This is a genomic window from Streptomyces sp. NPDC045778, from assembly GCF_056431945.1.
Window position 1 is genome coordinate 104,688 of record NZ_JBWKJZ010000004.1, and the last position, 11,913, is coordinate 116,600.

Sequence of the window (11,913 nt, forward strand, 5' to 3'; positions counted from 1 at the left end):
GTAGACAGCGCACGCTCTTCAGAAGGGGGGCCTCGGAAGGGGGGATTCGGAGGGGGGTGCCTGGGGGGTGACGTCTGCCGGGGGCGTGCGGCGTCGTTCGACGGCCGCGGCCATGCCCGCGACCGTCGGGTCCTCGTAGAACTCCTGGGTGGTCATGCGGATCGCGATCCGGTCGTCGACCAGGCCGAGCAGCCGGGCGGCGCGCAGGGAGTCGCCGCCGAGTTCGAAGAACGAGTCGTCCCTGCCCACCCGTGGGCGGTCGAGGGCGTCGGACCAGATGCGGGCCAGACGCCGTTCGAGTGCGGTGGCCGGCGGGGTGTGGGCGCGGGCGGCCCGGCGCGGGGCCGCGTCGAGCAGCAGCCGGGGCGCGTCGACGGTGCCGTCGGCGTGCCGGGGGATGCGCGGCAGCTCCACGAGGCGCACCGGCACCGGGCAGGCGCGGACATGGGGCTCCAGGGCGGCGCGCAGGGCCTCGGGGCGGGCGTCCTCAGCGGGGGCCCGCGGGGTGGAGGGGTCGTCCCGCCTGGTGTAGGCGACCACGAGTTCGCTGACGCGCAGCCCTTGCGGGGCCAGTTCCTCGACGATCCGCGGATGGGCGAGGTCGAGGCCGAGGAGCAGGTAGTGGTGGGGTGAGGTGAGGGCGCCCAGGAGCAGTTTCAGGCCCTCGTCGGGGTCGACGGCCAGGAACCCGCGGCGCCGGGCGGGCTCGCTCGGCTGGTCCCGGTTCATGCCGACGCCGCTCCACATGCTCCAGGCCAAGCACCGTACGGAACGGCCGCGTTCGTGCCGCCAGTGGTCGGCGAAGCCCACGAGGAAGGCGTTCGCGGCGGAGTAGGCGCCGAACGCGTGGCCGCCGAACTCGCCGTTCACGGAGCCGAAGAGGACGAGCGAGGCGTCCGGGCGGCGGTCGAGCACCTGTGCCACGGCGAGCGTTCCCGCCACCTTGGCGTGGTACTGCTCGGCGAAGGTCGGCGCGTCCTCCCGGGCCAGGGTGTGCCGTTCGAGGGCCGCCCACTGCCCGGTCGGGTCGGCGGCGGCCAGGTGCAGCACCCCGTCCACGGGCGCGCCCCAGGCCTCCTCGGCCGAGGCCAGCGCGGCTTCGAGGGCGCAGGCGTCGGCGACGTCGGCCCGGTGGTACCGGACGTCGCCCAACTCGGCCAGTTCGGCGAGGCGGGCGGCCTTCTCGCCCTCGGCGGGCGAGCGCCCCACGAGCAGCAGCTCGGCCCCGTACGCGGCCAGCAGGTGTCCCGCGATGTCCAGGGCGATGCCGCCGAGGCCGCCGGTGATCAGGTACCGGCCGCCCGTGATCACCGGTGGTGCGGCGCCGTCCGTGCCGCTGTCCTCGGGGACGGGTACCAGGACCGGCCGCCAGCGGTGCTGGTCCCGCGCGGCGACGACACCGGTGCGGTCCCGGTCGGTCAGTTCCGTGCGCAGCGCCTGCTCCCACCGCCGGTGGTCGGCGGGCAGGTCGAGCTGCCGGATCCGCGGCGTCGCGGACTCGCCGGCCGCGGTCCTGACCAGGCCGGGCAGCGCGCAGGTGCCGAGGTCGACCCGGTCGCCGTCGCGCACGTGCAGCGCTCCCGCGGTGAGGACGAGCACGAGGGGGCTGCCGCACTCCTCATCGGCGAGCGCGCCGATCAGCGCGGTCAGTTCGGCCGTCGTCGCGGTCAGCTTCGTCAGGGGGTCGCCCTCGCACGACAGCGGGAAGGCGAACACCACGGTGGAGATCGCGCCGTGCCGGCCGGTCACCGACCGCAGCAGGTCCCGTATGCGCGCCCGGTCGTCCGGCCGCACGCGGTACCGGTCCGGCACCTCCTCGACGAACCCCTCGCCCCGGGCCGCGACGACCAGCGGGCCGTCGGGGCGCAGCCGCCTGAGCACCTCCTTGTCGGCGAGCAGCAGCCGCACGCCGTCGGCGCCCCGGGGGGCGGGCCTGGGCAGGGGCGCCCACTGGCGCCGGGCGACGCCGCGTCGTTCCGTCTCGCCGGTGGTCGTGATGAGGCGGTCGTCGAACGCCCCGGCGCGCAGCCGGTCGGCCAGCGCGGACCGCTGGATCTTCCCGCTGCTGGTCTTGGGGAACTCGGCCTCCCTCAGGGGCACCAGCAGGTCCGGGGCGAGCCCGGCCTCGCGCCCCAGGACGAGGCGCGTGTCCTCGGCGATCCGGGTGAGCACGGCGGCCTCGTCGTCTTCTTCGTGCCCGGACAGGTCCTCGGGCACGAAGAAGACGGCGAGGCGGTCGGACGTGGCGGCGGGTTCGCGCACCCCCGCCGCGGCCACGAACGTGGGCCGTACGCCGTCGACCCGCTCGACGACGCTCTCCAGTTCGTGCGCCAGGTAGTTGATGCCGCGCACGATGATCTGGTCCTTGGCGCGCCCGGCGATGACGACCTCGCCGTCGCTGACGAAGGCGAGGTCTCCGGTGCGGAACCAGTGGTGTGCGTCGTACGCGGCACGGTTGGCCTCGTCGTTGCGGAAGTAGCCGCGCATCATCGTGGCGCCCTGGACGCGGAGTTCACCGACCCTGTGCTCCGGCAGGACGGACCCGTCCTCGACCGTGACGCGCAGCCGGACCCCGGGGATCGGCCGTCCCACGGTGGAGAGCACCGCCGCGCGCCGGTCGTCGGCCGGCAGCCTGCGCACGGCGCCGCTCAGGGACGCGGGGTCCACGGCGACGGTGCCGGCGGCGGGCTCGGCGCGGCTCTGCCGGGTGTAGGTGACGCCCGAGCACGTCTCCGACATGCCCCAACACGGCACCATCGCGTCGGCGCGCAGCCCGTGGGGCGCGAGGAGTTCGAGGAAACGGTGACTGGTCGCGGCGACGACGGGCTCGCCCGCGTTGACAAGCTCGCGGACGCGGGACAGGTCCCAGGACCGCCGGCGGATCTCCGCGGCCTGCTCGCCCACCATGGAGAAGGCGAAGTTGGGCGCCCAGGTGTTGGTCACCCGGTACCGGTCCATCCAGTCGAGCCAGAGCAGGGGGTCGACGAGGAAGTGGTCGGTCCTCGCGTTGACGTGCCAGCACCTGAGGAACACGTCACGCACGTTGTACATCGCGACGGTCACGTGGTCCAGGGGCATCCAGATGAGGCTGACGTCGTGCTCGGTCAGTCCGCAGTGCGCGGCGACCGCGTACGTACGGGCCGCCACCGAGGCGTGGGTGTGCCGTACGCACTTGGGCACGCCGGTGCTGCCGGAGGTGAGCAGGTCGAGGACGGGGTCCTCGGGCGTCGCGGGGAACCAGTCGTGGTCCGGTGGCGCCTGGAGGAGGTCATGCGTGGTGAGCACGCGAACGCCTGGCTCGCCCCACAGCGCTCGTACCTCGGCCAGCGGCCCGGCGGTGGCCGCGTCGGTGAGCAGCACCGGCCGGCCGAGCAGTTCCCAGGCGTTGTGGAGCTTGCGGTTGGGTTCGTTGCTCGTCCGGTACGTCGGGGCGACGGCGACGGGCGCCGGGACGAAGCCGCCGAGCACGCACGCCCAGAAGGCCGTGAGGTAGGCGCGGTTGTCGGCGAACACGAAGAGGGCGGAGTCGCCGGGGCGCAGTCCCGCCGCGCGCAGGCCGCCGAGGGCGCGCTCGGCCTCGGCGAGCAGCTCCGGGTAGGTCTGCACGTCGTCGTCGTGGTCGCGCCTGATGAAGACCGTGCCGCGGCCGGGGGCGTACGCGGCCGCCGTACGGAGGGCCGCTTGCAGCGTGGCGGGCGCGCCGTCGGGCACGGTCAGGGGCCCGCCGTCGAGTTCGGCGAGCGGGCCGTCCGCCGTGGCCGCGGGCGGCGGCGGGCCGGGGGCGGCGGGCTCGGGCGGCGCGGCGGGGCCTGCCGTCCTGCGGGCGACCGCGGCCGCGTCGGCGACGCCGGGGAGCCGCCGGGCCGCGTCGGCGACGCGGTCGAGGGCCTCCTCGTCGAGCTGCCCGAGCGCGTCGAACCGGCTGGACCGACCGGGCGGGGCGGGCCGTCCGGCCTGGTCGCGCCGGCCGGGCCCGTCGACGTGCGTCATCTCGTTCCCCCATCCGTCGCCGGGGCCAGGGTCCGCTCGCCGATGAACGCGACCACGTCGGCCAGCTCGTCGAGGAAGTAGAAGTGGCCGCCCTCGTACAGCCGGGTGGTGACGTCCTTGGTGGTGCACGCCGACCACGCGCTCAGGGTCTCCACGGGGGACCGGGGGTCGGCCGTGCCGGCGAGCACGGTGACGGGGCACTCCAGTGGCGGTCCGGCGGTCAGGCGGTGTCGTTCCCACAGCGTGAAGTCCGCGCGCAGGACGGTCAGGAGGGAGCCCATCACGTCCTCGTCGGCGAGGATCTCGGCCTCGATCCCGCCGAGCCGGATGATCTCGGCGCGGAACGCGTCGTCCGGCAGCTCGTGGAGTTGCCGTACGCCCTTCTGCCCCGGCGCCGGTTGCGCGGAGAGGAAGAGCTGCTCGGGGCCCCGGTGGCCCCGCGCGCGCAGCGCCTGGGCGAGTTCGTAGGCCAGGGCGGCCCCGCAGGAGTGGCCGAAGAAGGCGACCGGGCCGTCCAGGACGGCGCGCAGGGCGTGGACCAGGACCCTGACCAGCGGGCCGACCTCGGTGAAGGGCTCCTCGGTGATCCGGTTCTGCCGGCCGGGCAGCTGCACCGCGACCAGTTCGACGTCCGCGGGAAGCCGCTCGGCCCAGGCCGTGTAGGCGGCGGCGCCCGCGCCCGCGTGCGGGAAGCAGATCAGCCGCCGCCGGTGCCCCGGCCTGCGCGCCCGCCAGACGTAGGGGCTCTCCGGGACCAGCTCCTCGATGTCGACACTCATGCGCGGCTACTCCTCAGGGATTTCGGTGACCCGGCGAAGCCCGGGGCGGCCCGCCGTGGCGACGGTCGTCCACCGCGCGGCCAGCTCGGCGACGGTCGGGTACGCGAAGACGGTCCGGATCGACACCTGCGCCCCCAGCTCGGTGCGCATGCGGTTGATCAGCCTGGTCGCCCGCAGGGAGTTGCCGCCGCAGGCGAAGAAGTCGTCGTCGATGCCGAGCCCGTCGTGCCCGAGCGCCTCGGTGAACAGCTTGACCAGCGTGGTCTCCCGTTCGTCGCGCGGCCCTCTGCGGCCGACGGCGGCCTGCCGCGGGCGGCGGGCGGCCGCGCCGGACGGAAGGCGTTCGACCCGCGTCACGGCGAGGGGGACGACCCGGGCGGGCAGCCGCTGGACGACGAGGTCGAGCACCTCGTGCGGGGACACCGGGCGTCCGCCGGCTGTGACGACGTACGCGGTGGACCCGGTCGTCCCGTGTCCGTCGGTGACCACGAGCGCCTCGGCCACCTCGGGGTGGGACAGCAGGACGGTCTCCACCGCCGTGGCCTCGGTCCGCGCCCGGTCGCCCACGGGCTCGATCCGGTGGCCGGCACCACGCCGGGCGCGTACTCCGGTACGGAACATGCGGGAGCCGGGTGGCCCGTAGGGGTCGGCGACGAAGTGCCCGGCGCTGAGCCCGGGCCGCCGGTGCAGGCCGCGGGCGAACTCCCCGGCGAGGTACAGCTCGCCCACGGCGCCCGGTAGCGCCGGGGCGAGGGTGGGGCCGAGCAGCCGTACGTGCGCGTGCTCGGCGCGGAGGGCGTCCGGCGGCGGTGCGTCACGCCGCACGTCGACGGTACGGCCGCGGCACAGGCCGAGCAGGGGGTCCCAGGCGCTCGCCTCGGGGCCGGCCATGGGTGCGCCGTCGGCCAGGGCGGTGTGGGTGAGCGCCACGGCGTACGGCTGCGCTGCCGCGTCCGGACCGTAGCGGAGGTAGGCGAGGTGCTCCGGCCGGACGGAACGGGTCGGGACCGGCGGCGGGGCCGGGGCCGGGGCCGGGTCGCCCGGCGGGGGCGCGGGGTCCGTGCCGTCGTCGCCGGGGGCGTCGACCGGTATCGGCGTCAGGCCGGGCCAGGTCAGGGCGGCGGCCGCCGGGTCCGCGACGAGCGCGCTCGGGCGGGCGTCCGCCAGGACGGCGGTGGTCCACGCCCGCGGGTCACCGGGGTCGATCGGCAGCAGGCAGGCGCCGCTCCTCAGCACGGCGAGCAGGGCCACGGCCCGGTCCGCCGGGTCGGAGCAGCAGGCGGCCACCACGGCTTCGGGCCCCAGGCCGCTCCGGCGCAGCCGCCGCGCGAGGCGGTCCGCGCTGTCGTTCAGGTCTCGCCAGGTCGGAGCGGACCCGTCGGTGATCAGGGCTGCCGCGTCGGGGTCCGTGGCCGCGCGCCGGGCGAAGAGGTCCACGGCCGATGGCCGGTGCGTGGGGGCGGCCGGCCGCGCCGGGCCCGGGGCGCCCGGTGCCGGCACGGCCACGGAGGCGACCGAGCGGCGGGGATCGTCGGCGAAGGCGCGCAGCACGCGCCCGAACGCGTCCGCGACCCGGGTGGCCCCGGTCCGGTCGAAGGCGCCGCGCCGGTACTGGAGCCGCAGCCGCAGCCGGTGGTCCTGGTCCGCGTACACGACCAGCGGGTAGTGCGACGCGCCGACGGACCGGCACGCCGTGACGTCGAGGCCTCCCGTGGCGCCCGCCGCGGCGATCTCCGGGTGCCGGGACGGATGGGACTGGAAGGCGACGAGGGTGTCGAAGAGGACGTCGAGACCCACGGCCTCGTGCACGTCAAGGAGGGCGCAGTGGTGGTGGTCGAGCAGGCCGTTCTGGGTGGCGCGCACCCCCGCCGCCACCTCGGCGAGCGTCTGCCAGGGGCCGCATCTCGCCCGTACCGGAACGGTGTTGAGGAACATCCCCACCATCGACTCGACGCCCTCCACCTCCGGGGGCCGGGCGGACACCGCGCCGCCGAACACCACGTCGGTGCTCGCGGTGAGCCGGCCGAGCACGATCCCCCAGGCCGCCTGCACGACGGTGTTGAGGGTGCAGCCGAGTTCGACGGCGCGCCGGGCGAGCGCGTCGGCGTCGCGGTCGCTCAGGGGTACGTCGAGTTCGCCGGGGCCTGCGGGGTCGGTGGTCGCGGGAACGGCGGTGGCCGAGTCGGGGGCGGGGGCGGGGACCACCAGCGTGGGCTCGCTCAGCCCTGCGAGCGCCTCCGCGTGCGCCCGCGCCGACCGCTCCCGGTCCCGCCGCGTGAGCCAGTCCAGGAAGTCCTTGAAGGAACGGGGCTCCGCGACGGCGCTGTCCCCGCCGTACGAGCGCAGCAGGTCGCGCGCCAGGATCGGTTCCGACCAGCCGTCGAACAGGGCGTGGTGGGCGGTGAGGACCAGCTCGGCGCGGTGCGGGCCGACGCGGGCCAGGGTCCACCGCAGCAGCGGAGGACCGGCCAGGTCGAAGGGTTCGCCGCGCTCCTCGGCCAGGAAGGCCTCGAACGCGGTGTCGTCGGGCAGCGTGACCTCGCGCCACGGGGCCTCGGCGCGCGCGACGACCAGCTGCACCCACTCCCCCGCTTCCGTGGTCACGAACGCGGTGCGCAGGGCCGCGTGCCGGTCGAGCAGGGAGCGGGCGGCCGCGCGCATCCGCGGGGCGTCGACCGGGCCGCGCACCCCGATCACGAGCTGGACGTGGTAGGTCCCGGAGCCCGTGGCCGCGAGCGCCGTGTGGTGCACCATCCCGGTTTGCAGCGGGGTCAGCGGCCATACGTCCGCGAGGCCCGGGTGCTCCTTGCCCCACGCGTCGAGTTCGCTCTGGGCCACGGAGACCAACGGCACGTCCGAGGGGGTCAGTCCTCCGGCGCCCGGTGCGCGCGCGTGCCGGGCCAGGCCCTCCAGGGCGGCGCACCACAGGTCGGCCAGCTCGCGCACCTCGGCTGGGGAGAGCACGCCCCGCGGCGCGGCGAACGTGGCCGCGAGGCGAGGCCCGTCGGCGTCGTCGGCCACCGTGGCGTGGACGGCCAGCTCGCAGGGCGCGGGCATGAGGGGGTTGTGCCCGGCGTCGAGCGCCGCGAGGGTCTCCAGCTCGGCGCGGTCACCGGTGCGTGTCCAGCCGAGGCCGCGCAGGTCGTCGGGGAGGTCGGCGGCGGAGAAGCGGCCCAGATAGTTGAAGCCGACCTGGCCGAGCGGGTAGGGCGCGAGGGCCGGGGCGGTCAGGGCGTTCAGGTAGCGCAGCAGTCCGTATCCCATGCCCTTGCCCGGGACGGCTCGCGACTGCTCCTTGACGAGCTTGAGGGCCGTGCCCGCGGCCGGTCCCCCGGCGAAGGCCTCCGCCACGTCGACCCCGTCCAGGTCGAGGCGGACGGGGAAGACGCTGGAGAGCCAGCCCGCGGTGCGGGACAGGTCCGCGCCCGGTGCGATCTCCTCCTCCCGTCCGTGGCCTTCGAGGCGGAGCAGCAGGGACCGCTCGTCCGTGCCGCGGCGCCGGCGCCAGTGCGCGACGGCCAGGGCGAGCCCGGTCAGCAGGCCGTCGTGGACGCTGCCGTGGAAGGCCGAGGGCACGGCGGTCAGCAGCGTCCGCGTGACGTGGGGCGGCAGCGAGACCCGCACCTGCCGCACGGTGTCCATGGTGTCGACGGCCGGGTCGAGGCGCCGCGCGCCCAGCTCCGGGTCCGGGCCTTCCAGGACGGAGCGCCAGTAGGGCAGTTCGGCCACGCGCGTCTCGGCGTACGCGGCGTCCGCCAGCGCGTGCGCCCAGCGTCGCGCCGAGGTGGCCACCGGCGGCAGCGCGGGCCGCTCCCCCGCCCGTATCCGCTTCCAGGCCGCGGCGAAGTCCGGCATCAGGATCCGCCAGGTCACCCCGTCGGCGGCCAGGTGGTGCACCACCAGCAGCAGGCGGCCCGGCCCCGCGGCGGGGTCGAACCACACGCACGCGGCCAGCAGGCTCCGGGCGGGGTCCATGTCGTGTGCCGCCGCGTCGAGTTGGGCCGCGAGCAGGGGGTGCCAGCCCTCCTCGTCCCAGCGTCCTTCGTACGCGACCCGCCGGACCAGGCGGCCGACGTCCACCCGGCCCGGCGGCTCGACGACCACTCCGTCCGGTACGAGGCGGGCCCGCAGCAGGTCGTGCCGGTCGACGACGGCGGCCACCGTGGCGACGAGACCGTCCCGGTCGATGCCCTCGGGGAGTTCCAGGACGACGGCCTGCGTCAGGCGCTCGAACCCGGCGCCCCTGTCCTTGATCCACCGGGCCGCGGGCAGCAGCGGCATCCACCCCGCTCCGCCGCCTTCGAACTCCTCCAGCTTCCTGTCGGCCTCGCCGCGCCCGGCGGTGGCCGCCGCCGTCGCCAGGGTGGTGACCGTGCGCCGCTGGAGGATCTCCCGTACGTCGAGCGTGAGGCCCCGGGCGCGGGCGCGGGCCGCCACCTGGATCGACTGGATGCTGTCGCCGCCCAGGGCGACGAAGTCGTCGTCGGCCCCCACCCGCTCCAGGCCGAGCACCTCGGCGAAGACCTCCGCGACGGCCTGCTCGTGCGCGGTGCCGGGAGCGCGGTAGGCGCCGGCGGCGAACTCCGGTGCGGGCAGGGCGGCCCGGTCCAGCTTGCCGTTCGGGGTGAGCGGCAGCCGGTCCAGGGTCACGAACACCGAGGGCACCATGTAGCCGGGAAGGCGCCGCGCGAGGAACTCCCTGAGCCGCTCCGCCTCGGCGCCGCCCGGCGCGGTCGGGTCGTCGGCGGGCACCACGTACCCCACCAGGTGCTTGCCCAGGCCGTCGTCGCCGTGGACGGCCGCCGCCGCGTGGGCCACCGCCGGGTGGGCGAGGAGGGCGGTCTCGATCTCGCCCAGCTCGATGCGGAACCCCCGCACCTTGACCTGGTCGTCGGCCCGGCCCTGGCAGACCAGCGTGCCGTCCGGGGTGCTGAACCCCATGTCGCCCGTGCGGTACATGCGGGCGCCCGCGGGCCCGTACGGACAGGCGACGAACCGCTCGGCGGTGAGCCCGGACCTGTTCAGGTAGCCGCGTGCCAGTTGGACGCCCGCGAGGTAGATCTCGCCGGGCGTCCCCGGCGGCGTCGGCCGCAGCCGCTCGTCGAGCACCAAGGCGCGCATGCGCGCGAAGGGGCGCCCGACGGGGACCTCCCCGGCGATCTCGACGGGGACCTCCCCGGCGATCTCGACGGCGGGCTCCTCATCGGCCGACGCATCCGGTGTCCCTGCTTCAGCCGGTGTGCCTGTCCCCGTCGGGGTGTCCGAGCGCGCCGCGGGCGCCAGGACGTGGGCGGTGGCGAACACCGTCGTCTCGGTCGGTCCGTACAGGTTCGCGAAGACGGTGTCCGGGCAGGCGGCCTGGGCACGCCGGACGAAAGGCGGCGAGACGCGCTCCCCGCCGATGACCACCTCACGGAGGCCCGCGAGGCAGTGGGCGTCCTCCTCGACCAGCAGGTTGAACACCGAGCTGATCACCATGGCCGCGGTGACTGAGTGGTCGGCCACCATCGCCGCCAGCGTGGCAGGCGTCAGCTCCCGCGCGGTGCTGACGACGAGCCGGCCACCGTTGATCAGCGGCACCCACAAGGGATACACGGACGCGTCAAATGCCAGGGGCAAGTGCAGGAGTACGCGTTCCTGGTTCCCCGTGTGCCACACGCGGTCGGTCGCGAAGGCCACCAGGGCCCGGTGGGTGACGGCGACTCCCTTGGGCACGCCGCTCGACCCGGAGGTGTAGATGACGTAGACGAGGTGATCGGGGTGGCCGGCCGCCGTCCCGTACGAGGGTGTCGCGCGGGCGGCCGGGCCCGCGGCGGACGGGTCGGCGAGGTCGTCGAGCGTCACCTGCGGGCAGGTGCGCGGCAGTTGGGCCGACCCCTGGTCCGTGGTCAGCACCAGGGCCGGCCGCGCGTCGCCGAGCATGAACGCGACCCGCTCGGCGGGGTAGTCCGGATCGATCGGCAGGTACGCGGCACCGGCCTTCAGCACGCCCAGGAGGGCCACCATCAGGTCGGCCGACGCGGGCAGCACCACGGCGACGACCGACTCCGGCCCCACACCGCGCCCGGTCAGCGCCCGCGCGAGCCGGCCCGCCCGGTCGACGAGGTCCCGGTAGGTCAGGCGGACGTCACCGTACGCCACGGCCACGGCCTCGGGGGTCTTCGCGGCCCAGCGGTCGACCAGGGCCACAACCGTCACGTCCAGGTCGGGTGCGGTCGGCTCGACGGCCCTGCTCGGCGACCGCTCCGGGCCCACCGGTTCTCGCACGTCCATCACCCCACCACAGGAAATGCACCAGAGAATGAGTCATATCGAGGCACGGCCGAACGCGGTCTCGCCGAACCGAAAAGGCACCCCTGTCCGGGGCCGTCCGCAAAGAAAATCTCCGGGAGCCGAAGCCTTCCGGAGTCGATAAGGGCGGCAGCCGTTCATCCGGCGGCCCGGCCCTCGGGCATCCCCACTGTCCAGCCTCGGCACTATGAGGTCAAGCGCCGTACCTGGGCCGAACTCCCCACCACGTTCCGATTAATGTCCTGGCACCAGGACATCTCTATGCTGGACGGCCCGTCATGCTGGCATTCACGTAATGCGGACGACGCCGATTAAGGCCGTCGTGACGGTGAAGCAGCTCCCACGGCACCGGCGGCACAGGGTGTCACGAACCGGAGGAGGGCACACATGACAGCGCCGAGCGAGGAACCGTGGTGCGTGAAAGTCGACGCGTCCCTCTGCATGGGGTCCGGCATGTGCGAGGGCATCGCACCCGACTATTTCCAGCTGGTCGACAACCGCGCGCAGCCGACCTCCCCCCGCGTCGGGCAGAACGATCTCGTACTCGAAGCGAGCGAGAGTTGTCCGGTGGAGGCAATCCTCGTACGGGACGAGCGGACGGGCACCGTGGTCGCACCCCGCGAACACTGACGCGGGCGCCGGGATCAAAGCCGCTCCCATTCCCCTTGCGAAAGGCCGGATTACGGCGCGCGGCAGGGTGAAGGCATACCGTGAGAACGCGTCGGCCAGGCCTTCCCCGCGCATTCCCGCGCACTCCTTGCACCCGGGTAAGGCATCTGCAAGCCTCGCATGGCCACCTGCTGTCCCATGATCCGGCCGCGTCGTTCGCCCTTCCCCTGTCACCCGTCGTCCC

At 75.1% G+C, this 11,913-nt stretch carries 4 protein-coding genes; 1 reads left to right on the forward strand and 3 read right to left on the reverse strand.

Annotated features, from left to right (window positions below; genetic code table 11):
* Positions 1 to 18 precede the first annotated feature (18 nt).
* The 3 genes from AC07GB_RS06595 to AC07GB_RS06605 are packed head-to-tail and all read right to left on the reverse strand — an operon-like array spanning position 19 to position 11,042.
* Positions 19 to 3,990, reverse strand: a complete 3,972-nt coding sequence (locus AC07GB_RS06595) for an SDR family NAD(P)-dependent oxidoreductase (RefSeq protein WP_478842237.1) — start codon at positions 3,988 to 3,990, stop codon at positions 19 to 21.
* Positions 3,987 to 4,769 carry a thioesterase II family protein gene (locus AC07GB_RS06600; RefSeq protein WP_478842240.1) on the reverse strand — a complete coding sequence of 261 codons (783 nt, stop codon included), beginning with the start codon at positions 4,767 to 4,769 and terminating at the stop codon, positions 3,987 to 3,989. The genes AC07GB_RS06595 and AC07GB_RS06600 overlap by 4 nt, the downstream gene beginning before the upstream one ends.
* A gap of 6 nt (positions 4,770 to 4,775) precedes the next feature.
* Positions 4,776 to 11,042 carry an amino acid adenylation domain-containing protein gene (locus AC07GB_RS06605; RefSeq protein WP_478842241.1) on the reverse strand — a complete coding sequence of 2,089 codons (6,267 nt, stop codon included), beginning with the start codon at positions 11,040 to 11,042 and terminating at the stop codon, positions 4,776 to 4,778.
* Between the two features lie 405 nt (positions 11,043 to 11,447).
* Here AC07GB_RS06605 and AC07GB_RS06610 point away from each other — a divergent pair, with 405 nt between their 5' ends.
* Positions 11,448 to 11,690: a ferredoxin gene (locus AC07GB_RS06610; RefSeq protein ID WP_478842243.1), complete on the forward strand. Its 243-nt coding sequence runs from the start codon at positions 11,448 to 11,450 to the stop codon at positions 11,688 to 11,690.
* Positions 11,691 to 11,913: the final 223 nt, after the last annotated feature.